Raw genomic sequence first — 23,657 nt, forward strand, 5'->3', positions numbered from 1 at the left:
GCCCGCTATGCCAGATCGGTGATCGGCGAGGTCGAGATGATCGCCCATTCGGTCGGGGTGACAGAACCACGACAGTTGCGCCGTCGCCATGTGCGGCTGGTTCAGCCTGACGGGTCGTCGCGCCCGATGAACGAGGTCTTTCCACGCACCGATCTGCCAAACAGTTTCGTGAGTTAAGTTGTTTTCGGTTTGGGCGTTGCCCGCGCTAGGTCATGATCAGCCCAGCAAGAACGGAGAACGCGATGACACCCAGATGGAAGCCCGACCTGAATTGGTCCGACATCACCCCGCGTGCAGATTTTCTGAACCGCCGACAGATGCTGGCCGGCGCACTGGGCATGGGCCTGGCCGGACCAGCTTTTGCGGGGTCAGGCGCCGCCAAAAGCCCGCTCTCTACCCTGGAAAAACCCAATACGCTGGAAGATATCACCAATTACAACAATTATTACGAGTTCGGAACCGGCAAGGAAGACCCGGCGCGATATGCCGGGCAACTGACAACCGATCCCTGGTCGGTGCAGATCGACGGGCTGGTGGACAAGCCCGGTAATTACGACCTGGCCGATATTCTGTCGGGCGCGCCGCTGGAAGAACGCATATACAGGCTGCGCTGTGTCGAGGCCTGGTCGATGGTCATCCCCTGGGTGGGGTTCGAGCTGAACCATCTTCTGGCCCGGGTGGGCGTTCAGCCATCGGCAAAATATGTCGGTTTTGAAACATTGGTCCGCCCCGACGAAATGCCCGGTCAGCGCGCGCGCGTGCTGGACTGGCCCTATCAGGAAGGGTTGCGCCTGGACGAGGCCATGCATCCGCTGACCATTCTGGCGACCGGCCTGTATGATGAACCGCTGCCCAATCAGAACGGCGCGCCGCTGCGGCTGGTCGTGCCATGGAAATACGGGTTCAAGTCGATCAAGGCGATCGTGCGCATCACCCTGACCGAAAACGAACCACCCACCGCTTGGAACCGCGCGAACGGGCGTGAATACGGATTCTATTCCAACGTGAACCCGGCGGTGGATCACCCCCGCTGGTCACAGGCCACCGAACGGCGCATTGGCGGCGGGCTGTTCAGCCAGCGCCAGCCGACGCAAATGTTCAACGGCTATGGCGATCAGGTGGCGGATATGTATGCCGGCATGGACCTGAAGAAGTTTTACTAGCCAAATAGCACCTGATGCATGTCCCGCCCTGGCAGCAGTGTGAACAGGCCGGCACCGATCAGGGCTGCGAAAAACAACCACAACATGGCCTTGCGATGGGCGTTTATATTACCGCGCCGCACCGACCAGATGGAAAAGACAATGGTGCACAATGAAAAGATCGATAACAGATGTATAGGGCTGAAAGGGCCGACAATACGCAGCGCATGGATCCCGAAACTGCTAAGCGCGATACCTGCCATAAGCGCGACCCAGACATACCCCACAATCCGGTGCCGCATTCCACCCTTCTTGGCCAGGATCAGTTGCAAACTGCCCAGAACAAGGGCGAATAGCGCGGCGAAGGCATGAAAGGTCACAATGGGGCCCGATGCAAAAAGCGGAGCAAACGACATGAAGAAACAACCTTCTTAAATATATGCTGAGGCAATCTAGTGAATACGACCGTGAACACCAGATCAGAATCCCGACTTTCGCTCGACCAGCGCATCAATTCCCGCTTGCGCACTGTGCCTGCCTGGCCGCTTTACATCATCGGTGTTCTGCCTGCGGTCTGGTATTTCTGGCTTGGCCTGACCGGCGGGCTGGGGGTCGAACCGATAAAGGGGCTGGAACATGCGCTGGGCCTGTTCGCATTGAAACTGATTATTGCCGGGCTGGCGATCACGCCGTTGCGGCGGTTCACCCGCGTCAGCCTGATCCGCTATCGTCGCGCAATCGGTGTGATGGCGTTCTTTTATGTACTGGTGCATCTGGCGGTGTGGCTGGTACTGGATGTGCAGAATTGGGCGCTGATCTGGGCCGATATCGTCAAGCGGCCCTATATCACCATCGGCATGGTGGCCTTTGTGCTGATGATCCCGCTGGCGGCGACATCCAATAATTGGGCGGTGCGCAAGCTGCGGTCGAACTGGCGGCGTTTGCACCGGCTGGCCTATCCGGTCGCCATCCTTGGCGCGGTGCATTACGTGATGCTGGTCAAGGGCTGGCAGACCAAACCCCTGATCTATCTGGCGATCATCGTGGTGCTTCTGGCCTTGCGCCTGACTCCGGCGCGCCGCCGCACGATGGCATGAAAGACCCCGCCGCCAGTTTCCCGGCGGCGGGGCTTGCTTCGCCTGTCAGTGCACGACGGCATCTGACGGTGGCTGGCGGTTGCTGGCACCGATCCTGTCGCCGATGATCAGGCCATCGACGCCGGAACTGACCGGAATCGTATCGCCATCCTTCACATCGCCGGCCAACAGCATTTCAGCCAAAGGATCCTGCAAGGCGCGCTGGATGACACGCTTCAGCGGACGCGCCCCGAACACCGGGTCATAACCTTCGTCAGCCAGCCATTTGATCGCGTTGGCATCCAGATCCAGCGTGATCTTGCGTGCCGCCAGCCGGTTGGCCAGACGCCGCAACTGGATCGTGACGATACCGTCCATATCGCTGCGCGACAGCCGATCGAAGATGATCGTCTCGTCCAGGCGGTTCAGGAATTCGGGCCGAAAATGGGCCCGCACCGCATCCATCACGTCGCGCCGCGCGCCCGCCGGATCGGCCCCGTCGGGCATCTGGCTGAGCGCCTGTGACCCAAGGTTGGACGTCAGCACGATAAGCGTCTGTTTGAAATCGACCGTGCGGCCCTGACCATCGGTCAAAACCCCGTCATCCAGCACCTGCAACAGGACGTTGAAGACATCGGGGTGGGCCTTTTCCACCTCGTCAAACAGCACCACCTGATAGGGGCGGCGACGCACGGCTTCGGTCAGCACCCCGCCTTCGTCATAACCGACATAGCCAGGAGGCGCCCCGATCAGGCGCGCAACGGCGTGTTTCTCCATGAATTCGGACATGTCGATCCGCACCATCGCGCTGTCATCGTCGAACAGATATTCGGCGACCGCCTTGGTCAGTTCGGTCTTGCCGACACCGGTTGGCCCCAAAAACAGGAACGAGCCCAGCGGGCGGTTTTCATCGTTCAGCCCGGCGCGGGCGCGGCGCACGGCATTGGCCACGGCACGCACGGCCTCTTTCTGGCCGATCACGCGCTTGCCCAGTTCCTCTTCCATGCGCAGCAGCTTGTCACGCTCGCCTTCCAGCATCTTGGCGGTCGGAATGCCGGTCCAGCGTTCGACAACCTGGGCGATCTGTTCGGGCAGGACGGCCTCTTCGACCATCTTGTCGCCCTGGGCCTCGGCCTCGGTCAGCTTTTTCTCAAGGCCGGGGATGACGCCATAAGACAGCTCTCCGGCACGGGCCAGGTTGCCTTCACGCTTGGCGTGGTCCAGTTCGGCGCGGGCCTTGTCCAACTGCTCTTTCAGGTCACGCGCGCTTTCCAGCTTGTCACGTTCGGCCTGCCATTGGGCGGTCATTTCGGATGAACGTTCCTGCAACCCCGACAGTTCTTTCAGCAGAGTTTCCAGCCGGTCCTTGCTGGCGGCGTCCTTTTCCTTTTTCAGCGCTTCGGCCTCGATCTGCTTTTGCATGATCTCGCGGTCCAGCGCGTCCAGTTCTTCGGGTTTGCTGTCCACCTCCATGCGCAAGCGGCTGGCGGCTTCGTCCATCAGGTCGATCGCCTTGTCGGGCAGGAACCGGTCGGTGATATAGCGATGGCTCAGCGTTGCCGCCGCGACCAGCGCGCTGTCGGAAATCCGCACGCCGTGGTGCAGTTCATACTTGTCCTTGATGCCGCGCAGGATGGAAATCGTGTCTTCGACGGTCGGCTCGTCCACCATCACCGGCTGGAACCGGCGTGCAAGGGCCGCGTCTTTTTCGACATATTTGCGATATTCGTCCAGCGTGGTCGCGCCGATACAATGCAACTCGCCCCGTGCCAGCGCCGGTTTGATCAGGTTGGCGGCATCCATGGCCCCATCCGATTTGCCCGCGCCAACCAGCGTGTGCATCTCGTCGATAAACAGGATCACCTCACCAGCGGCGGCGGTGATTTCCGACAGGATGGCCTTCAGCCGTTCCTCAAACTCACCGCGAAACTTGGTGCCTGCAATCAGCGCGCCCATGTCCAGCGCCATCAGGCGCTTGTTCTTCAGGCTTTCAGGCACGTCGCCATTGATGATGCGCAGCGCCAGACCTTCGGCGATCGCGGTCTTACCGACGCCGGGTTCCCCGATCAGCACCGGGTTGTTCTTGGTGCGCCGGCTCAGAACCTGCATGGTGCGGCGAATTTCCTCGTCCCGGCCGATGATCGGGTCGATCTTGCCCTCTTCCGCGGCCTCGGTCAGATCGCGGGCATATTTCTTGAGCGCGTCATAGCCTTCTTCGGCGCTGGCGCTGTCGGCGGTGCGGCCCTTACGGATGTCATTGATCGCGGCATTCAGGTTCTGCGCCGTGACGGCACCGGCATCCAGCGCGTCCTTGGCGCCTGATTTGACCATGCAAAGCGCGGTCAGGACACGCTCGACCGGCACGAAACTGTCACCGGCCTTCTTGGCCAGCTTTTCGGCCTCGTCCAGCACCCGCGCGGTGTTCTGATCCAGATAGATCTGACCGGCATCGCCCGTGACCTTGGGGATCTTGCGCAGCGAAAGCTCCAGCGCCTCGACCACCCGTTCGGGCGCGCCGCCGGCGCGTTTGATCAGGTTGCTGGCCAATCCCTGATCGTCATCCATGAGGGCCTTGAGCAAATGTTCGGGCGCCATGCGCTGATGGTTTTCCCGCATTGCGATGGTCTGGGCGGCCTGAAGGAAGCCGCGCGACCGTTCCGTGAACTTTTCCATGTCCATCGGTAGTTCTCCTTTTACCAAGCGCCCGTTAACGACATGCCTGTCAAGCAGCACATGACTCTGGGCCTTGAACCCTATTTGGGAATTGTGCCCTACCCCTGCAAGGGTGGCGTGGCGCTGGCCGTTTCATTGTGTCACAAGGTCGCAGACGCGATTCATACCAGCGGGACCTGCCAAGCCCTTGCCGAAATTCAGCAAAGCAAGAACACTGTTCAAATCAAGGGCGATCCCGTTGATCGTCGCGACGGCGCTGTTGATGGAAAACCTGGATGCCAGCGTTCTGGCAACATCATTGCCCGCAGTTGCACGTGATCTGAACACCAGCCCCATTCATCTGAAACTGGCGTTGACATCCTATCTGCTAGCGCTGGCGATCTTTATTCCGGCCTCGGGCTGGGCCGCCGACCGGTTCGGGGCGCGGCGGGTGTTTCGCTGGGCGATTTTCGTCTTCGCGGCGGGTTCTGTGGCCTGTGGCGCGTCCAGCAGCCTGGGCACGCTGATCGCGGCGCGGGTGCTTCAGGGGATCGGCGGCGCAATGATGGTGCCTGTCGGGCGGCTGATCGTGCTGCGCGCGACCCCGAAGGCCGGGCTGGTGGATGCGTTGGCCTGGCTGACGGTTCCGGCATTGTTGGGACCGGTTCTGGGGCCACCGCTGGGTGGGTTCATCACAACCTATTTCCATTGGCGCTGGATCTTCTGGATCAACATACCGATCGCACTGCTGGGGATCGTTCTGGTTTCGGCCCTTATCCCGCGTGTGCCAGCCGGATCGACACCGGGGTTCGATTTCAAAGGCTTCGCACTGATCGGCACCGGATTGGCGACCTTTCTGACCGGCATAACCATGGCGGGGCTGGGTCTGGCACCAGTGGTGGTGCTTGTGGTAATGATCGGGGGCGGCATGGCGCTGACGGCCCTTTACGTGCGCCATGCGCTGGCTGTTCCGCATCCGCTGGTCGATCTGCGTTTGCTGCGCCTGGCGACCTTCCGGATCAGCGCCGTTGGCGGCACCTTCAGCCGGATCGGATCGGGCGCGCTGCCCTTCTTGCTGCCGCTGATGTTCCAGGTCGGGTTCGGGCTGACCCCGTTTCAGTCGGGGATGCTGACCTTTGCCGGGGGCATGGGTGCTATGGGGATCAAGTTCATCGCCCAGCCCATCCTGCGCCGCTTTGGCTTTCGGCGGGTGATGACGGTGAACGCGGCTATTTCGGCAATTCTAATCGCGATCCCGGCCGGGTTTTCGCCCCAGACCCCCTATTTCTGGATGATCGGCGTTCTTTTCATCGGCGGTGTCAGCCGCTCGCTGCAATTCACCGCCATCAATGCCATCGCCTATGACGAAGTTGATGCCGAACGGCTGGGCAGCGCGACCAGTTTCAACTCTGTTCTGCAACAGCTTGCGGGCTCGGTCGGTATTACGGTTGCGGCCTTCGGGTTGCAGGCGATGCAAGGCCTGCAAGGCAGCGCCGAGATCGAAGCAGCGCATTTCCCGGCCGTGTTCTTTCTTGTCGCCGCTTTCCCGCTGGTCTCGATTCTGTGGTATCTCAAACTGACGCCGCAGTCAGGCGGTGCCTTGCTGGCCCGCGATCCGGACAATCGTGATCCGGATAATTAAGACAATTCATTCACCGCCTTGCCGTTACCACGGCATCCAACTAGGAAACGGCAAACCGCAAAAGGATAGCCCATGACCGATGATCGCCTGATTGTGGCGCTGGATGTGCCGGACGCCCATGCCGGGCTGCACCTGGCCGACCGGATCGGCGATGCGGTGTCGTTCTACAAGATCGGGCTGGGGATGCTTACGGGGGGCGGGCTGGCGCTGGCGCGCGAGCTGAAGGACGAGCACGGCAAGCGGATCTTTCTGGACATGAAGCTGTTCGATATCGGCGCGACAGTTCAGGCGGCGGTCCGGGGGCTGGCGCAGTTCGATCTCGATCTGCTGACCGTGCATGGTGATCCGCATGTGGTGCGGGCCGCTGTCGAGGGGCGCGGCGGGTCGGACATGAAGATTCTGGCCGTGACGATCCTGACCTCGCTCGATCGGGCGGACCTCGATGACGGGCTGATCCGGCCCGGCGACATGACCGAGATCGTGCTGGAACGCGCGCAGCGCGCGCTGGATGCGGGGGCGGACGGCGTTATCACCTCGCCGCAAGAGGCCGCGCTGATCCGCGCGCTGCCACAGGCGGCGGGGCGGTTGATCGTGACGCCCGGTGTGCGGCCCTTGGGGGCAGACAAGGGCGATCAGAAACGGGTGGCGACCCCGGGAGGCGCGATTGCCGCCGGGGCCGATCATATCGTGGTGGGGCGGCCCGTCTGGCAGGCCGCCGATCCGCGCGCGGCCGCACAGGCCATTCAGGCGGAACTGGCGACAATTCAGCGGTAAATCCGGCGCGGCGCATGAAAATGCCGCCGCGCCGAAATCATGCCTCAGGCGGCTTTTTTCGATGCGGCCTCGTTCACCACGGTCACCGCCAGCCCGGTCAGGGTGGCATTTGCGGCTTTTTCCATGTCAAGGATCTGACCCAGAAGATCATGCGCCTCGTCATGGCCCAGAACCTTGGCCCATTCGCGCAGGGTGCCATAGCGGGCGATTTCGTAGTGTTCGACCGCCTGCGCCGCCCCCAGCAGCGCCGCATCCAGCGCCTTTCCGGATGCCTCTTCCATCAGCCCGTCAGCCTCTTTGATCAGGCCCTCGATGGCGTCGCATTTTTCGCCTTTGGGCTGCTTGTTGATGGATTTGAATACCTTGTCCAGAATCTTGACCTGCTCTTTGGTCTCGGTCAGGTGATGCTCGACGGCCTGTTTCAGCTTGGCGTTGCCCGCCGCAGCCGCGACCTTGGGCAATGCCTTGGTCAATGCCATTTCGGCGTAGTAAATGTCTTGCAGGGTATGTTCGAAAGCCTCTGCCAACGTCTTCATGTCATTCCTCCGGCAATGTGCATTGCGGGACCCCATGTCCAGCTTGCCCAATTAACGCCGTCAGCAGGCAGATGTTCCCGGAATACCGGGTTCAGCCTTCGTTGATATCCTTGTCGATGATCTTGACCTGATCGCCATCTTTCGGCCGGAAAATCTGGCGCAGGACAAGCCAGGCCACAACCGAGACCACCGCGAAGATCACCGCCAGCACCGCGCCCGACGGCACCATGCCCAGACCGACAAGCGCGCCGGTCACCGCCGCGCCGATCGCAAAGCCCAGAAAAATGAAGCCGGGGGACAGCACTTCGACGATCGCCAAGGCGACTGCGAAGGCCATCCATACCCACCACAGTGAAACCATCAGCCGCGCCCTTTCAGCAGTTTGAACGCATCGCCGAACGCCTCCAGCGCGCTGGCTGGCACGATGATCGTCTGCTTTCCGGTGCCCTGGCCAACGGCGGTAAGGGCCTCGACCTGTTTGAGAGCCACCTGGTATTGGGCGGCCTCGATGCCGTGTTCGGCAATCGCCTTGGCGACCGCCTGCGTGGCATAGGCTTCGGCATCGGCGGTGATCCGGCGCGCCTTGGCCTGTTGTTCGGCGGCGTAAAGCTGCGCATCGGCCGACAGTTCGACCGAGCGTTTGGACCCCTCGGCCTCGGTCACCTGGGCGCGGCGGGCGCGTTCGGCATTCAATTGTTGCAACATGGCCGCGCGGGTCGCCTCGTCCAGGTTCACATCCAGAATTTCGGCGCGCGTCACCTCTATCCCCCAGTCATCGACCATTGCGCGGACCTGTTCGCGAATCTTCATCGTCAGATCGTTGCGGTTCGATTGAACCTGGTCCAGTTCCATCTTGCCGATCTCGGAGCGCACGATGCCCGCGACAGTGGTGGCAATCGCCGCATCCACGTCACGGATGCGATATACAGTCTTTTCAGGTTCGATGATGCGGTAGAACACGCTGGTTTCAACCTTGACCAGAACGTTGTCTGTGGTGATCGCATCCTGCTCGGCCGTGGGTAACTGACGTTCCAGCACCGAGACCCGATGGCGAACCCGGTCAAGAAACGGCACGATCAGATTGATCCCCGGCCCCAGAACCGCGCGCAGACGGCCGAAGCGTTCCACCACATGCTTTTCCGACTGCGGCACGATGCGCACGCCCAGCAGCACGCACAGGATGACAAAAACGGCCAGAAGAATAAGAACGATACTGCCGCCCGGCAGCCCACCCGCAAACTGTTCCAAATGCGTTCCCCCTCGCTACATGCTGGCGCAACTATGCGTCGGCGGTGCAAAAATGAAAAGCCATGCTGAAACAGCCGGGGTAAATCGACGCCGGCCGCTATCGTGCCACTCGGCAATCGCGTTGCCATCGGGTATCGTGCAGGCATCATGCCCGCTTTGTGCCGCGACTGTCTGACCCCCTTCGATGCCGGCAGCCGCTGCCCGGCCTGCCGGTCGCCGCGCGTGGTATCGCATCCTGAACTGTTCAGCCTGTCGATCGCGCATATGGATTGCGATGCCTTCTATGCCAGCGTCGAAAAGCGTGAAAACCTGGATCTGGCCGACAAACCGGTCATCGTGGGCGGCGGGCGGCGCGGGGTTGTGTCGACCTGCTGCTATATAGCCCGCATTCAGGGTGTGCGTTCCGCCATGCCGATGTTCCAGGCGCTGAAACTGTGCCCGCAGGCGGTGGTCATCAAACCACGCGGCGCGCTGTATGCGCAGGTGTCGCGCGATATCCGCGCCATGATGCAAGAGCTTAGCCCAGCCATCGAACCACTGTCGCTGGACGAGGCGTTCATCGACCTGACCGGGACCGAAAAGCTGCATGGTGCGCCGCCCGCCGTGATGCTGGCCCGTCTTGTCAGACGGATGGAGACCGAACTGGGGCTGTCAGGATCGGTCGGGTTGTCGCATAACAAGTTTCTGGCCAAGATCGCGTCGGATCTGGACAAGCCGCGCGGTTTTTCTGTGATCGGACGGGCCGAAACCATGGCGTTTCTGGCGCCAAAGCCGGTGCGGCTGATTTGGGGCGTGGGCGCCAGCACACAGGGCGCACTGGATCGCGCCGGCATTCGCACCATCGCCGATCTGCGCCGATGGGAGAGGGCCGATCTGGAGCACCGCTTTGGCAGCACCGGCGCGCGGCTTTGGCATCTGGCGCGCGGCGAAGACAGGCGGCGGGTATCAGCCAATGCGCCGATCAAGAGCATCTCGCACGAGACGACCTTTTTCAACGACACCTCCGACGCAGACATTCTGGACGGCCACATGTGGCGATTGGCTGAAAAGATTTCAGACCGCGCCAAGGCCCGCGATCTGGCGGGGCGCGTGGTGGTGCTGAAGCTCAAGCGTGCGAATCACAGCCTGATCACCCGCCGCATCAGTCTGCATGACCCGACGCAGATGGCCGACCGCATCTATCGCACGGGACGCGACCTGTTTCTGGCTGTCGGTGATGCGGGGCCCTATCGGCTGATCGGGCTGGGCCTGTCCGATCTTGGGCCTGCCAGTCAGGCGGACAGATCTGACGATCTGCTGGAGCCCGATGCCGGCAAACGCGCCAGGGCCGAACGGGCGACCGATGCCATACGCCGCAAATTCGGGCCTGACGCCATCATCAAGGGACGGGCGCTGCGCTGAGCTTACTCGGCGGCGATGGGCAATTCGTCACGGCCGATCTCGGCAATCTCGGCGATCACACCGGCCAGCAGGCGACGGAATGCCTGAAAATTCGCATTGGGCCGGATCAGTTGTTCATCCATATACAGCGCGCGGTCGATTTCGATCTGGATCGCATGTTGCCGCTTTGACGGCCTGCCATAGTGTTGCGTAATATAAGCCCCTGCAAAGGGCGCATTGCGCCCCACGCGCAGGCCCGCGCGCACAAAGGCGGACTCGACCCTGGCGATCACATCTGCCGATGCAGTGGCCCCGAACCTGTCCCCCAGAACGACCTCGGGGCGAAACTGGGCGGATCGCGAAATGGCCATGATCGCCTCGTGCGGCATCGAATGGCAATCAATCAGAATTGCCCGGCCGAAACGGGCGCGGCTGTCATCCAGAAGGCCCTGCAATTGCGTGTGATAGGGCACCCAGTGGCTGCTCAGCCGCGCCTGCGCCTCGGCCAGGGAGATCTTTCCGCGATGGATCGCCTGACCGTTGGCAACCACCCGCGGGATGACGCCCAGACCTGAACTGATGCGCGGGTTATGATTGTTCTTGTTGATTCCTTCGATCAGGGCGGGGTCCAGTTCGTCTGCGCTGCGATTCAGATCGACATAGGCGCGCGGCGTGGTCGCCGCCAGCAAAGGCGCCCCCAACGCCGGTGCGTCGGAAAACAGCAGATCGACAAAGGCATCCTCGGATGATCGCACCGCGCGTTCATCCAGAACCGAATTGCGCAGAAATGCCCAAGGGTAATCGCGCCCGCTATGCGGCGATGAGAACACGACACTTGTCGTGCAATTCGCAGGCCGGACCAGCCGGTAGGGGATGTGGCGCATTTTCTGTCCTCTATCAGAAAACTATAACTGCATTTTCTTCGTTGCCAAAAGCCCTTGAACCCTTTTCCGACTCCTTTTATAGACCTGCAAACCGACGCGGTCCCGCCGCGTCCTTGTTTTTTGTGGTGCAGGCGGGCGTGACGGGTCTCGGGCGGTTAGCTCAGCGGTAGAGCACTACGTTGACATCGTAGTGGCCACTGGTTCGATCCCAGTACCGCCCACCATGAATTCTCTGCCCGACGGGCAGCCACGCAACCAGGCGCATATCGCGCCGCGAAATGAGGAAAAGACCCATGAAGGTCGCCAACTCGCTCCGCTCGCTGAAAAGCCGGCACCGTGACTGCCGCGTCGTACGACGCAAAGGCCGCGTCTATGTCATCAACAAGACCCAGCCTCGTTTCAAAGCACGCCAAGGCTGAAGGCTGCTGTTTTTGACCATGTTCAGGCCGCCCTGCATCACAGGGCGGTCATGTTCATTTCCGCGCCCCGATTCCTAGCGCCCGCCCAGCATTGCCAGCCTGATCAGCGCCCGTTCAACCAGCGCCATGTCGGGTGCCCGCGAAGATGACCGCAATTGCAGGTCGGTTTCGGTCAGAATCGACAAGGCCTGTTCCAGCCGGTGCATCCCCCATTGGGTTGCCTGGCGTTCCATCCTGTCCTTGACCTTGAAATTCAGCGGCGGGCGCAACCGGCTGATGCCCACCGATGGCCCGCCGGGATCGGATGCCGCACTGTGCAACGTGCGGAAATGGCGGGTGGCGCCAATGCACAGCCCTACGGGCTGAACCCCTTGCGCCTTCAGTCGCCGCATAACTGCACCGATTTCGCCCACACGCGCCTCGGCGACGATATGCAGCACGTCATCAAGTGCGGCTTCGGTCGATGCCGGCGCGCAGGCGGCGATATCTTCAGGTGCAACGGGGCTTTGGTCGCCCATCTTGTAAAGGGCCAGCTTTTCAAGAGTTTGGCGAAAATCACCCGGTTCCAGGCTGCGCGCCAAAGCCGCCAGATCAGCCATGCCTTCAGGTGTGGTGGCAATACCGGCACGACGCAAATCGGCCTCGATCTGGTCGCGTGACGGGGGATCGTCATAGATGGCCGCAGCCACCGCATTGGTATGCTTTTCAAACAGCTTGCGCAGCGCCGATGTCGGCTTTAGCGCCCGCGCGGTGATCACCAGTTGCGCATCCCCCGCCCGCCAGTCCGAAACGGCAGCTTCGACCGTTTTGGCCAGCCCATCGGTCGCGTCTTCGACGAAAACCACCCTCTGGCCCGGAAAAAACCCCTGCGCGCGCATCGCATCGGTCAGTTGGGCAGGGTCGGCCTTCAGCTCGCCAGCCTCGATCCGGGTCAGGCGCATCTCGGCATCGCCTTGCGGGCCGATCAGCGCGGCAATCAGTTCCTGGCGTTTCAGCGCCACGCGCATCACATCGGGGCCATAGATCAGAACGCCCGCGCGGTTCGGGTCGGGGCGGGCAAAGAAGTTTGCCAAATCCCGTGCCGCCAGTTTCATAGGTCTGCCGCCGCCATCGCCGCAATCAACCGGGTTACAATCTGATCCGCCAGAATCACCATCAGCCGCTGATATGCGTCACCTTCCGAGGCCAGCGTGGTCACAGTGGTGCCGGTCGCGGAATAGCCGGTGAAACTGTCAACCACGCTGCTGAGGATGATCTTGCCCGTGTTGCGATCTGTCAGGGAAAACGCCACCTGCCCCAATACATTATAGCGGGTGATTTCCTGGCCCGAGGTAATCGAAAGCCCCTCGGTGCTGGTGGTCAGTTTATAGGTCAGATCATATGCCGGCGCCTGAGGACGGCCAAGGCGCGATTCCAATTGGCCGACCAGCGCAAAGCTGTTGCGGTCGGTCGGGTCGGCGATTTGTACCCGGCCGCGCAGCGCCTGCGCCGCGCCGCCCGTGCCATAGGCGGGGCGAAACCCGCATCCCGCCAATGGCAGGGCTGCAAGGGCGAACAGAAAGGTGCGGCGGTCAGATAACGACATTGATGATGCGCCCCGGCACGACGATCAGCTTTTTCGGGGCGCCGCCATTCAGCGCCTTGATGACAGCTTTGTTCGCCAGCGCCAGTTTTTCAACCTCTTCCTTGGGCAGATCGCGCGGCACGGTGATTTCGTCGCGGCGTTTGCCGTTGATCTGGATCGGCAGGGTGACGGTATCCTCGATCAGCATGGCCGGATCGGCGACGGGCCAGGGCGCGTTGGCGATCAGCCCTTCGCCGCCCAGCATGGCCCAGATTTCCTCGGCCAGGTGCGGGGTCATGGGCGACATCAGTTGCGCCAGAACGCGCATCGCCTGTTTGCGGGTATCCGCACCCGCCTGCGATTTCTGCAGCGTGTTGGTAAAGGCGTAAAGCCGCGCGACCGAGGCGTTGAAGCCAAAGCTTTCGATGCCAAGTGTCACGTCGTGAATTGTCTTGTGCATCGCGCGCAGCAGATCGTCATCGCCGGTGCCCGGCCCTGTTGCGGCCGCGATGTCATTGGCGATGCGCCAGACGCGGGCCAGATGCTTGAAGGCCGCATCGGCCCCGGCGGCGGTCCATTCGACGTCGCGTTCGGGCGGGCTGTCGGACAGCACGAACCAGCGCGCGGTATCGGCGCCATAGGACTGGACGATGTTCACGGGGTCCACGACGTTTTTCTTGGACTTGGACATCTTGGCCGAGGGGATGATTTCGACCGCCTCGCCGGTTGTCTTCAACCTGCCGCCTTCAACATCGGCGGGCAAATGATAAACGGCCCGCCCCGTCGCATCGCGGGTCTGGTAAATCTCATGCGTGACCATGCCTTGGGTGAACAGGGCGTCGAAAGGCTCGATCGCCTTGGCGGGCAGGTGGCCGCATTCGTGCATCGCGCGGGCGAAGAAGCGGGAATAGAGCAGGTGCAGGATCGCGTGTTCCACCCCGCCGATATATTGATCGACGTTCATCCAATATTCGACCTCGGCCGCATCGGTGGGCGTGGCGGCGTGTGGGCTGGTGAAGCGGGCGTAATACCACGACGAATCGACGAATGTATCCATCGTGTCGGTTTCGCGCAGGCCGGGCCCGCCGCATTTGGGGCAGGTGCAGTTGCGCCAGGTCGGGTGGCGGTCCAGCGGGTTGCCGGGCACATCGAAACTGACGTCACGGGGCAGCTCGACCGGCAGGTTTTCCTTTTTCTCGGGCACTACGCCGCAGGTATCGCAATGGATCACCGGAATGGGACAGCCCCAATAGCGTTGGCGGCTCAGGCCCCAATCGCGCAGCCGAAACTTGGTAACGCCATGGCCCACACCGTTTTCTTCGCAGAACCGGATGGCGGCGTCGATGGCCTGTTCGCCGGTGGCGACCTCATCCCAGGCAAAGGCGCGGGTCCAGCGGACGGGTTCGGTCTTGGGCGGGGTGAAGGCGGTGTCGGTGACCGGTGCGCCGTCTTCCAGCGCCACAAAGGTATCGGTTACCGGCAAATCATACTTCCGCGCGAAATCCAGATCGCGCTGGTCATGGCCGGGGCAGCCGAAGATCGCGCCGGTGCCGTAATCCATCAGGATGAAATTGGCGATGTAAACGGGCAGTTCCCAGGCCGTATCAAACGGATGCCGCACGCGGATACCGGTATCAAGGCCCAGCTTTTCGGCCGTCTCGATCGCCTCTTCGGTGGTGCCGCCCTTGCGGCATTCGGCGACGAAAGCGGCGATGGCGGGATCATGTGCTTCCAGATGTTTGGCCAGCGGGTGATCGGGCGAGATACCGACAAAGGACGCGCCCATCAGCGTGTCGGGGCGGGTGGTATAGACCTCGATCCGGTCGAAACCGTTCGGGGCATCGACGGTCGAGAACGCGAATTGCAGCCCGCGCGATTTGCCGATCCAGTTGCGCTGCATCGACTTGACCTTGTCGGGCCAGTTGTCCAGCCCGTCCAGCGCGGTCAGCAATTCGTCGGAATAGTCCGATATCTTGAAGAACCACTGTGTCAGCTCGCGCCGTTCGACCAGCGCGCCGGAACGCCAGCCGCGCCCGTCCTCGACCTGTTCATTGGCCAGAACGGTCATGTCCACGGGGTCCCAGTTCACCACCGCATTCTTGCGATAGACCAGACCGCGCTGCATGAAGTCGATGAACATCGCCTGTTGCTGGCCGTAATAGTCGGGGTCACAGGTGGCGAATTCGCGCGACCAGTCCAGCGACAGGCCCAGCGAATGAAACTGCGCCTTCATGTTGGCGATATTGGCATAGGTCCAGTCGCCGGGATGGACCTTGCGTTCCATAGCGGCGTTTTCGGCAGGCAGGCCGAACGCGTCCCAGCCCATCGGGTGCAGCACCGCATGGCCGGTGGCCAGCTTATAGCGTGCGACCACATCGCCCATCGTATAGTTGCGCACATGCCCCATATGCAGGTTGCCCGACGGATAGGGGAACATTTCCAGCACATAGTATTTGGGGCGCGCCGGATCGTGGCGGGCGGTAAAGGTGCCCGCCTTTTCCCATGCGGCCTGCCATTTTGCTTCGATTTCGCTGGGGTCGAAACGCGACATCTGTGATCCTTGTCAGTGAAACGCCGGGCGCATGGCCCGGCGTTGTATTAATATCGGTATGGATCAGCGTCCAGTGATGTCGGCGTCAGAGGTTGCCATCGCGAATGCGCAACTGGCGCGCACGGGTCAGAATCGCATCCTCGACCGCGCGGACCGTGGCCGGATCAACCACGCCGGCCTGGGACACCAGCGCCACTTTCAACGAACGCGCATCCAGCGCGGGATCCTGCACCAGAATCGTCGCGCGATAGGCACGACCGCCACCCGGCGGCGTGCCGAATCCGGTGATGATCACGCCCGAAAACGGATCGACCGACTGAATCGGCAAGAAGTTGAGAATCTCCAGCGAGGCGTTCCAAAGATATTTGTTGACCGCAATCGTGGTGTTTGGATTGGTATTGTTTCCAAAAAGGTCCGAAAGCCGACCGCCACCATTGGCCGCCAGCACCATCGGATCATCGTCGCGCAGCCCGTCAATGGCCGGGTTCACCGCCGTGTCACCGGGACGTGGCGAGCCGCCACAGGCCGACAGTGCCGCCAGCAAGACCAAAAGGCCCGTATATTTGAGGAATCTCATTATGGTTTTGCCTTGTTTTACCCGATGCTACTTAACTTAGCCACGTGGCCGTCACAAGGTTTTTCCCGGCAGAGCCTTGCATCTGATGCATACTGGATCTGCGCCAGCACTGTGGCAAAGCTGCACCAATTGCGGCGGCATTCGGGCCGGGCCGTTTCGGTTTCTTGCTTTTGAGGGGGCAAAGCGCGAAACAACGACATGCTCAATTCTTCGGCGAATTGGGGCAGCCTATCAATGAATGAGGGAAAAAATGAAAAAAGTTCTTTTTGCGACCACAGCGCTGATCGCAACTGCCGGCATCGCCTCGGCAGACATCAAGCTGAACGGTAACGCCCGTATCGGTCTGGTCTATAACGACGCCGCTGCAACCGAAGTGGTTCTTGAGCATCGTATGCGCGTTAACATCCTGGCATCGGGCGAAACCGACACCGGGCTGAGCTTCGGCGGCCGTATTCAGCTGCGTTCGGACGAAAACAACGGTGTGACCAACGGTAACGGCACCCAGCTTTCGGGCGCGCGCGTTCACGTTTCGGGTGGCGGCTTCACCCTGGCAGCCGGTAACATCTATGGCGTTATCGATGGCCTGGGCGTGTTCAACATCCGCAACGGTGCGCTGGACGGCCTGAGCTATGACTCGATGGTTGTTCAGACCTATGGCCCGACTGACAATGGTGCTGCAGCACCTCGCGTGTTCAACTATGACCGTTTCGAAGAATCGGGCGATTTCAACGGCGCGAACGGCGTTGAAATCTATTACACCGCTGGCGCCTTCACCGGTCGCCTGTCCTATAGCGATGCTGGCGGCTTCTCGGGTGCAAACGGTCAAACCGGCGAAGATATCGGCGTGTCGGTTTCCTATAAATTCGGCGACTGGACCGCTGGCTTGGGCATGGTAGACAGCAGCGACGACACTCGTGACAAGACCGTTGCCACGCTGGCCGGCAAAATCGCTGATGTTGAGGTTGGTCTGCACTATGCCAACAACGATGGCGTTGACAAGATCGGGGCCTATGCCGCCAAGAAATTTGGTGATCTGACCCTGCGCGGCTTCGTTTCTGACGAAGACAACGTTGGCGTCGAGACCATCTATGGCTTCACCGCTTCGTACAATCTGGGTGGCGGTGCCTCGCTGGATGGTGGCCTGGAAAATCGCTACAATGGCACGACCTATGGCGAGTTCGGTATCACTCTGAACTTCTGATTCGGGAAACCGTATCCATGGAAAGAGCGGGCCTTGTGCCCGCTCTTTTCGTTTGGGCCGGGTCTGCCTATCATCGGTTCAAATTCCCGAACTGGATATCCGATGACCCTTGCCGACATCCGCGCCCGAATCGCCACCGCCGAGACCGCCGCGCACCGTGCCGCCGGATCGGTGACACTGATCGCCGTTTCCAAACAGCAGCCCGACGAACGGGTGCGGGGCGTGCTGGACCAGGGCCAGCGTGTCTTTGGCGAGAACCGCGTTCAGGAAGCGGAACGCAAATGGCCGGGTTTCCGAAAGACCCATGCCGGGATCGAACTGCATCTGATCGGACCTCTGCAAAGCAACAAGGCGCGGCAGGCCATGGACCTGTTCGATGCGATTCACACGCTGGACCGGTCGAAACTGGCCCGCAGACTGGCCGATCTTGCACAGGAACGCGGCGGCTGCCCGGATCTGTTCATTCAGGTCAATACCGGGCAAGAGCCGCAAAAGGCGGGGGTTCTGCCCGCCGCGCTTGATGGTTTCGTGGCCGAGGTTCGGGCGCTGGGCCTGCCGTTGCGCGGATTGATGTGCATTCCGCCCGTGGACGAAGAGCCCAGCCTGCATTTCGCGCTGTTGGCGAAAATGGCCGTGCGCAACGGGCTGGGGGGATTGTCGATGGGGATGAGCGGCGATTTCGAAAAGGCCATCCGATTTGGCGCGACCCATGTGCGCGTCGGCTCGGCGATTTTCGGCACACGGGACGTGCCTGCAAATTGACCGCGCCCGCGGTAAGACCGGATGCCTCCGGCGGGAGTATTTTCGCCAAGAAGATGGATCAGGGGCGGATGATGATGCGCGAGCGGGGCTGCCAGTGTCGTGCAATCCAGTGCAGATCTTTGGCGGCAAAGGTGATGCAGCCCGCGGTTGGATAGCGCGGACTGCGCCAGCGATGCAGGAATATGGCAGAGCCCCTGCCTGGTATGGCATCGGGGTAGTTGTGATCGGTGATCAGGATCAGATCGTAAAGTGGGTCGGGGCGGTGCAGCGATTCGTGCCGGAACGGATGCGGGGCACGCGCCTGATGGTTATATGCCGGGTCGGCGGGATCGTCCGACCAGAGATCCCGCGGGCCGATGGTGGCCTGCGGCAGCTTCGTGGCAAGGGCGCGCATCCGGTCGGGGCGACGCAAAACGCCGAGTATGCGCATTGGGCCAACCGGGGTGGCGCCGTCACCTTCGGCCTTGTCGGACCTGACCCCGCCCCGGCCGAGGGCGCAGGGCATGAATCGGCCCAAGAACCAGGCACCATGGCGCGTGACCAGCAGATCGCCCCGGCGGGGTGTCACAGGATATGCCCCGATTTCGCGGCCTTGGTCGCCAGGTAATGCGCGTTGTGGCTGGTTTCGCCTACCTTCAGCGGCACACGTTCGGTGACATCTATGCCATTGGCCTGCAGCATCGCGACCTTCGCGGGGTTGTTGGTCATCAGGCGGGCCTGAGAAAACCCCATCTGTCTGAGGATTGCCGCGCCGATGCGGAAATCGCGTTCGTCATCCTCGAAGCCGAGGCGGTGATTGGCCTCGACAGTGTCAAAGCCCTGATCCTGAAGGGAGTAGGCGCGCATCTTGTTGGCCAGGCCGATGCCGCGTCCCTCCTGATTGAGATAGAGCAGCACGCCTGCGCCTGCCGCGCCCATCTGCTCCAATGCGCCGCGCAATTGCGGGCCGCAATCGCATTTCAACGAGCCAAGAAGATCGCCGGTGAAACAGGCCGAATGCAGCCGCGCCAGCACGGGGGCCGACCGTGAGGGCGCGCCGATTTCGATGGCGTAATGTTCTTCGCCGCCGTCTTCGGGGCGGAAGATGTGCAGACGACCGGCCTCGGACACCGCGAGCGGAACACGGGCGCTGACCACCGCATGTAGCGGGCTGGAGGTCGCAATGTCGCGCCTGGCTTCGTCGAGGGTGATCATGGTCAGGCCATGTTCGCGCGCGAATGCGGCCGCGTCGTCGACGGCCATGGTCAGAACCGCCGGCAAAAGGCGCGCGGATTTGATGATGCCGATTGCGGCGCGACAGGTATCCGCAGCGTCATCGCGCAGGCTTTTGAAGGGGCCCTTCATCGGCGAGACCAGATCATCCGCCGGATCGGCCACGGCATGCACCCAGGCCGCGGTCACGTCGGGCGGCACCTGCAGCCGGGCGATATCGCCGTCATAGGCGCGCGCCTTGAGCGTTTCCGCCCGCCAGGATGTAATTCCTATAACCAGCGGGGCGCCCAGCGCCACAAGCCGCGCCAGACGGGCATTGTCCAGCGTTTCGGCCGCAAGGAACATGATGCCGTTGATACCATTCTGCATGACAACGGGCACGCCCATGCGCAGGTCGGCGCGGGCGCGGGCCAGACGTTCCGAAGGGTTTGGGCCAAGTGTCATCGTCGTCCTTACGCAGTGCAGATTGCCACATGATGTAGCCTGCCCGTCAGAAATATGAAACATAACCCGCATTTACCACACGGTTGCGTGAGAATGTTGCAGCAAATCTTGCCGGATGACATTTGGTTGAACACATCGTGACGGGAAGACGCCAAGGAGCATGGAAATGGGCAACCTCAAGAAGATCTTGCTGGTCGATGACGATGATGACCTGCGCGAGGCATTGAGCGAACAGTTGGTGATGACCGAAGATTTCGATGTGTTCGAGGCCGACAGCGGCGCGCGGGCAATGGAAAAGGTCAAGGAAGCCATTTACGATTTGGTGATACTGGATGTCGGCCTGCCAGACACCGATGGACGAGAGCTGTGCAAAAGGCTGCGCAAGCAGGGGGTGAAATGCCCGGTGCTGATGCTGACGGGCCATGATTCGGATGCCGATACCATTCTGGGGCTGGATGCTGGGGCCAATGACTATGTCACCAAGCCGTTCAAATTCCCTGTTCTTCTGGCCCGCATCCGCGCGCAATTGCGCCAGCACGAACAATCAGAGGATGCCGTTTTCCAGCTGGGGCCATATACGTTCAAGCCGGCGATGAAGATGCTGGTGGACGAGGCCGACAAGAAGATCCGGCTGACCGAGAAGGAAACCAATATCCTGAAATTCCTTTATCGTGCCTCCGAAGGCGTGGTGGCGCGCGATGTGCTGCTGCACGAGGTCTGGGGCTATAATGCCGGCGTCACGACCCATACGCTGGAAACCCATATCTATCGGCTGCGCCAGAAGATCGAGCCTGATCCGTCAAACGCGCGGCTGCTGGTGACCGAAAGTGGGGGATACAGGTTGGTGGCGTAGGGGCATACGAAACGCTGGCATCCCCTTGGTTTTTGCCAAGGGTGCCGGTCGTGCTGAACGACGCGCGCGGGAGGTTTGGTTGCGCGTCGACGTTTGGTTTGCTGATGTCAGAGGATTGGGTCTATCAGGACCAAAGCTATTGTCGTTCCAGACGCTCACGAAACCATTCGGCTAAGTCTCTGAACTCCAACTGACCAGAGGCGACCGAAACAACAAGATCGTCGATTCGTTCGTCATCTGGAATATTCAGGACATACCCGCTGCGTGCGATCAAAACTTCCACGAGAAGCCATGCTGTGCGCTTGTTACCATCCACGAAGCCATGATTGCCGACCATGCTGTGCAAGACAGCAGCGGCCTTTCTGAAAATGGGACGATGATAGCCTGAATAGGGGCGCGCCAGCGCAGACTCAATCAGATGCAGGCTGGATATTCCGTCCCGACCGCCATAGTTCAGCGCGTCATCATGCGCGGTCAGGGCATCGGCGAGCGTTAGCCGGTAGTGCCGCCTAGCGATCTGCCAGCCGCTTCAACGCAGAACTGCGCTTTGACGAAGCCTCCTTGACCACAGCCTGTGTTTTCGCGCTCGCCTTGCTCACACCCTTGCTGGTGCCCGCTTCGACAAAACGACCCGTCGCTGCCGAGCGCGCAATCCATCCGCCTTCTACGGGAATTTTTTCGTTCAGTTTTTTCATATCTGGACTGATGCTTTGACCCTGATTGTGGCGCAGTTTGCATTCATAACGATGAGCAAGACCGATATTTATCTTCTCGCAGGTGTTTTTCAAGCATGCAAACTGATCTAGCATACCGCCATTGCATAAGAACCAGCAGCGGGGAATCATGCATCCCGCCAGAAAAGGTCTGCGATGCAGAATTTTTCGGTGCGAAATCTGCGCCACAACCCCCTCGCCATCCCGTGCCCATGATGGAATACTGCGCCCCGAACCACAGCCGGAGGCCCGCAATGCCCTTTACCCTTGCCACCTGGAACATCAATTCGGTGCGTCTGCGCGAAGGGCTGGTGGCGCGGCTGATGGCCGAAGAGGCGCCGGATATCCTGTGCCTGCAGGAATGCAAAAGCCCGGTCGACAAGATCCCTTTGGAGCAGTTTCGGGCGCTGGGATACCACCATATCGTCGCGCGGGGGCAAAAGGGCTATAACGGCGTGGCGATCCTGTCGAAGCTGCCGATCGAAGATATCGGCGGGCATGATCTGGTCGATCTGGGCCATGCCCGGCATGTGGCGGGGCGGCTGGAAAACGGGGTCACGATCCATAATTTCTATGTCCCGGCGGGGGGCGATGTGCCCGACCGCGAGGTGAATGTGAAATTCGGGCAGAAACTGGATTACCTGACCCAGATGCGCGATCTGTTCCATGCGGATCGGCCGGAAAAATCAATCCTTGTCGGCGATCTGAACATCGCCCCGCGCGAGGATGACGTCTGGAACCACAAGCAGTTGCTGAAGATCGTCAGCCACACCCCGATCGAGGTCGAGCATCTGGCGCAGACCCAGGATGCGGGGGCCTGGGTGGACATCACCCGGCAGGATATTCCCGCAGGCCCCCTTTACAGCTGGTGGTCCTATCGCGCCGCCGACTGGGATGCCGCCGACAAGGGCCGCAGGCTGGACCATATCTGGGCAACGCCCGATATTTCCAATGCGGCATACGGGTCGCGGGTATTGCGCAGCGCGCGCGGCTGGGATCAGCCCAGCGACCATGCGCCGGTTTTTGCGACATTTGATCTGTAGATTGGCCTTGGGTTTTTGCCGCCCGGCGCACATATATGCATAAATCGCGGACAAGAGGAAAGTCATGCTCGAATTCGGTGCAAAACAACAGACAACTGCGGCGGATGATCTGATCCGGGACAGTTCCGAAGCCACATTCGTGGCTGATGTCATCGACGCCAGCAAGGAAGTCCCGGTTATCGTCGATTTCTGGGCGCCTTGGTGCGGGCCGTGCAAGACACTGGGGCCGATGCTGGAAAATGCCGTGACCGCGGCGGGCGGCAGGGTGCGCATGGTCAAGGTCAATGTCGACGAAAACCAGCAGATCGCGGCACAATTGCGCATTCAGTCGATTCCCACCGTTTATGCGTTCTTTGAGGGCAAACCGGTAGACGGATTTCAGGGGGCGCAGTCTGCCTCAGAGATCAAGGCCTTTGTCGATCGGCTCGGCGCATTGGCGGGTGATGACGGGTTGGCCGAGGCGCTGGAGGCTGCCGAACAGATGCTGGCCGAAGGTGCGGCAGCAGATGCCGCCCAGGTCTTTGCCGCAATCGCCGAAGAAGACCCTGCAAACGCCGCTGCCTATGGCGGCATGATCCGCGCCTATCTGGCCGCGGGCCAGACCGCCGAGGCAGAAGGATTGCTGAACGCCGTTCCCGCCCCCATTGCCAAGGCGCCCGAGATTGAGGCCGCGCGCGCTCAACTGGCGCTGGCGCTGCAAGCCGCCGAAGCAGGGCCGGTGAACGATCTGCGCGCAGCCGTGCAGGAAAACCCTTCAGACCATCAGGCCCGCTTTGATCTGGCCAAGGCGTTGCATGCCACCGGCGATGTGGCGGGGGCCGTGGATGAATTGCTGGAATTGTTCCGTCGCGACCGCGATTGGAACGATGGCGCCGCCAAGGCGCAGCTTTTCACCATATTCGACGCCCTGACCGCAAAAGACCCGATCGCCCTGAACGGGCGGCGCAAGTTGTCATCAATGATATTTGCCTGACCGGCCAAAGG

At 61.2% G+C, this 23,657-nt stretch carries 25 protein-coding genes and 1 tRNA gene; 12 read left to right on the forward strand and 14 right to left on the reverse strand.

The window, feature by feature from the left end:
* The first annotated feature begins 242 nt into the window (after positions 1–242).
* Positions 243–1,163 carry a protein-methionine-sulfoxide reductase catalytic subunit MsrP gene (gene msrP / locus ACTCHC_RS01065; RefSeq protein WP_463020595.1) on the forward strand — a complete coding sequence of 307 codons (921 nt, stop codon included), beginning with the start codon at positions 243–245 and terminating at the stop codon, positions 1,161–1,163.
* Here the strand turns inward: msrP and ACTCHC_RS01070 are convergent.
* The gene (locus ACTCHC_RS01070) at positions 1,160–1,558 is read right to left on the reverse strand and encodes a DUF2306 domain-containing protein (protein WP_463020596.1); all 399 of its coding nucleotides are present in this window, start codon (positions 1,556–1,558) and stop codon (positions 1,160–1,162) included. The genes msrP and ACTCHC_RS01070 overlap by 4 nt on opposite strands.
* A 51-nt stretch (positions 1,559–1,609) precedes the next feature.
* Between ACTCHC_RS01070 and msrQ the strand changes: the two genes are divergently transcribed.
* Positions 1,610–2,239, forward strand: coding sequence for a protein-methionine-sulfoxide reductase heme-binding subunit MsrQ (gene msrQ / locus ACTCHC_RS01075; RefSeq protein ID WP_463020597.1), 630 nt, complete (start codon positions 1,610–1,612; stop codon positions 2,237–2,239).
* 45 nt (positions 2,240–2,284) lie between these two features.
* Here the strand turns inward: msrQ and clpB are convergent, their stop codons facing one another.
* A complete protein-coding gene (gene clpB, locus ACTCHC_RS01080) occupies positions 2,285–4,897 on the reverse strand; it encodes an ATP-dependent chaperone ClpB (RefSeq protein ID WP_463020598.1) in 2,613 nt (870 codons plus the stop codon).
* A gap of 232 nt (positions 4,898–5,129) precedes the next feature.
* Between clpB and ACTCHC_RS01085 the strand changes: the two genes are divergently transcribed.
* Both ACTCHC_RS01085 and pyrF read left to right on the forward strand, forming a co-directional pair.
* Entirely contained in the window at positions 5,130–6,512 is a 1,383-nt protein-coding gene (locus tag ACTCHC_RS01085; RefSeq protein WP_463020599.1) for a DHA2 family efflux MFS transporter permease subunit, read from the forward strand.
* 72 nt (positions 6,513–6,584) lie between these two features.
* Positions 6,585–7,286 (forward strand): orotidine-5'-phosphate decarboxylase, encoded by a 702-nt coding sequence (gene pyrF / locus ACTCHC_RS01090; RefSeq protein WP_463020600.1) that lies wholly within the window; start codon positions 6,585–6,587, stop codon positions 7,284–7,286.
* Between the two features lie 44 nt (positions 7,287–7,330).
* Here the strand turns inward: pyrF and ACTCHC_RS01095 are convergent, their stop codons facing one another.
* The 3 genes from ACTCHC_RS01095 to ACTCHC_RS01105 all read right to left on the reverse strand — a co-directional run bounded on the left by ACTCHC_RS01095 (position 7,331) and on the right by ACTCHC_RS01105 (position 9,070).
* A complete protein-coding gene (locus ACTCHC_RS01095) occupies positions 7,331–7,822 on the reverse strand; it encodes a YciE/YciF ferroxidase family protein (protein ID WP_463020601.1) in 492 nt (163 codons plus the stop codon).
* A gap of 91 nt (positions 7,823–7,913) precedes the next feature.
* Entirely contained in the window at positions 7,914–8,183 is a 270-nt protein-coding gene (locus tag ACTCHC_RS01100) for an NfeD family protein (protein WP_463020602.1), read from the reverse strand.
* The gene (locus tag ACTCHC_RS01105; protein ID WP_463020603.1) at positions 8,183–9,070 is read right to left on the reverse strand and encodes an SPFH domain-containing protein; all 888 of its coding nucleotides are present in this window, start codon (positions 9,068–9,070) and stop codon (positions 8,183–8,185) included. Before ACTCHC_RS01105 ends, ACTCHC_RS01100 begins: the two co-directional genes overlap by 1 nt.
* A 147-nt stretch (positions 9,071–9,217) precedes the next feature.
* Here ACTCHC_RS01105 and ACTCHC_RS01110 point away from each other — a divergent pair, with 147 nt between their 5' ends.
* Positions 9,218–10,471 (forward strand): DNA polymerase IV, encoded by a 1,254-nt coding sequence (locus tag ACTCHC_RS01110; protein ID WP_463020604.1) that lies wholly within the window; start codon positions 9,218–9,220, stop codon positions 10,469–10,471.
* Between the two features lie 2 nt (positions 10,472–10,473).
* Here ACTCHC_RS01110 and ACTCHC_RS01115 read toward each other — a convergent pair whose 3' ends face one another.
* Positions 10,474–11,334, reverse strand: coding sequence for an N-formylglutamate amidohydrolase (locus tag ACTCHC_RS01115; RefSeq protein ID WP_463020605.1), 861 nt, complete (start codon positions 11,332–11,334; stop codon positions 10,474–10,476).
* Positions 11,335–11,483: 149 nt separating this feature from the next.
* On the opposite strand from ACTCHC_RS01115, the gene ACTCHC_RS01120 reads away from it, so the two are divergent.
* Together ACTCHC_RS01120 and ykgO are read left to right on the forward strand one after the other, a co-directional pair.
* Positions 11,484–11,558: transfer RNA gene (locus tag ACTCHC_RS01120), tRNA-Val, on the forward strand.
* A gap of 69 nt (positions 11,559–11,627) precedes the next feature.
* Positions 11,628–11,753 carry a type B 50S ribosomal protein L36 gene (gene ykgO, locus ACTCHC_RS01125; protein ID WP_463020606.1) on the forward strand — a complete coding sequence of 42 codons (126 nt, stop codon included), beginning with the start codon at positions 11,628–11,630 and terminating at the stop codon, positions 11,751–11,753.
* Positions 11,754–11,827: 74 nt separating this feature from the next.
* Here the strand turns inward: ykgO and holA are convergent, their stop codons facing one another.
* From holA to ACTCHC_RS01145, 4 genes are all read right to left on the reverse strand, one after another.
* Positions 11,828–12,847 (reverse strand): DNA polymerase III subunit delta, encoded by a 1,020-nt coding sequence (gene holA / locus ACTCHC_RS01130; protein ID WP_463020607.1) that lies wholly within the window; start codon positions 12,845–12,847, stop codon positions 11,828–11,830.
* Positions 12,844–13,338, reverse strand: coding sequence for an LPS assembly lipoprotein LptE (gene lptE / locus ACTCHC_RS01135; RefSeq protein ID WP_463020608.1), 495 nt, complete (start codon positions 13,336–13,338; stop codon positions 12,844–12,846). Before lptE ends, holA begins: the two co-directional genes overlap by 4 nt.
* A complete protein-coding gene (leuS, locus tag ACTCHC_RS01140; RefSeq protein ID WP_463020609.1) occupies positions 13,325–15,868 on the reverse strand; it encodes a leucine--tRNA ligase in 2,544 nt (847 codons plus the stop codon). Before leuS ends, lptE begins: the two co-directional genes overlap by 14 nt.
* 85 nt (positions 15,869–15,953) lie before the next feature.
* A complete protein-coding gene (locus ACTCHC_RS01145; protein ID WP_463020610.1) occupies positions 15,954–16,445 on the reverse strand; it encodes a DUF3576 domain-containing protein in 492 nt (163 codons plus the stop codon).
* Positions 16,446–16,683: 238 nt separating this feature from the next.
* On the opposite strand from ACTCHC_RS01145, the gene ACTCHC_RS01150 reads away from it, so the two are divergent.
* Positions 16,684–17,646: a porin gene (locus ACTCHC_RS01150; RefSeq protein WP_463020611.1), complete on the forward strand. Its 963-nt coding sequence runs from the start codon at positions 16,684–16,686 to the stop codon at positions 17,644–17,646.
* A 102-nt stretch (positions 17,647–17,748) separates the two neighbouring features.
* Positions 17,749–18,408, forward strand: a complete 660-nt coding sequence (locus tag ACTCHC_RS01155; RefSeq protein ID WP_463020612.1) for a YggS family pyridoxal phosphate-dependent enzyme — start codon at positions 17,749–17,751, stop codon at positions 18,406–18,408.
* Between the two features lie 58 nt (positions 18,409–18,466).
* On the opposite strand, the gene ACTCHC_RS01160 is transcribed toward ACTCHC_RS01155, so the two are convergent.
* Together ACTCHC_RS01160 and ribA are read right to left on the reverse strand one after the other, a co-directional pair.
* Entirely contained in the window at positions 18,467–18,913 is a 447-nt protein-coding gene (locus ACTCHC_RS01160; RefSeq protein WP_463020626.1) for a L,D-transpeptidase family protein, read from the reverse strand.
* A gap of 59 nt (positions 18,914–18,972) precedes the next feature.
* On the reverse strand, positions 18,973–20,064 hold the full coding sequence (gene ribA / locus ACTCHC_RS01165; RefSeq protein WP_463020613.1) for a GTP cyclohydrolase II: 1,092 nt from the start codon (positions 20,062–20,064) through the stop codon (positions 18,973–18,975).
* Between the two features lie 166 nt (positions 20,065–20,230).
* On the opposite strand from ribA, the gene ACTCHC_RS01170 reads away from it, so the two are divergent.
* Positions 20,231–20,917, forward strand: coding sequence for a response regulator transcription factor (locus tag ACTCHC_RS01170; protein WP_463020614.1), 687 nt, complete (start codon positions 20,231–20,233; stop codon positions 20,915–20,917).
* A 136-nt stretch (positions 20,918–21,053) separates the two neighbouring features.
* On the opposite strand, the gene ACTCHC_RS01175 is transcribed toward ACTCHC_RS01170, so the two are convergent.
* Both ACTCHC_RS01175 and ACTCHC_RS01180 read right to left on the reverse strand, forming a co-directional pair.
* Positions 21,054–21,434 carry a type II toxin-antitoxin system death-on-curing family toxin gene (locus ACTCHC_RS01175; RefSeq protein ID WP_463020627.1) on the reverse strand — a complete coding sequence of 127 codons (381 nt, stop codon included), beginning with the start codon at positions 21,432–21,434 and terminating at the stop codon, positions 21,054–21,056.
* Complete coding sequence (locus tag ACTCHC_RS01180) at positions 21,427–21,819, reverse strand: hypothetical protein (protein ID WP_463020615.1); 393 nt, start codon at positions 21,817–21,819, stop codon at positions 21,427–21,429. The genes ACTCHC_RS01175 and ACTCHC_RS01180 overlap by 8 nt, the downstream gene beginning before the upstream one ends.
* A gap of 65 nt (positions 21,820–21,884) precedes the next feature.
* On the opposite strand from ACTCHC_RS01180, the gene ACTCHC_RS01185 reads away from it, so the two are divergent.
* Both ACTCHC_RS01185 and trxA read left to right on the forward strand, forming a co-directional pair.
* On the forward strand, positions 21,885–22,673 hold the full coding sequence (locus ACTCHC_RS01185) for an exodeoxyribonuclease III (protein ID WP_463020616.1): 789 nt from the start codon (positions 21,885–21,887) through the stop codon (positions 22,671–22,673).
* Between the two features lie 64 nt (positions 22,674–22,737).
* On the forward strand, positions 22,738–23,646 hold the full coding sequence (trxA, locus tag ACTCHC_RS01190; protein WP_463020617.1) for a thioredoxin: 909 nt from the start codon (positions 22,738–22,740) through the stop codon (positions 23,644–23,646).
* The last annotated feature ends 11 nt before the right edge of the window (positions 23,647–23,657 follow it).

Source organism: Actibacterium sp. (assembly GCF_055134745.1).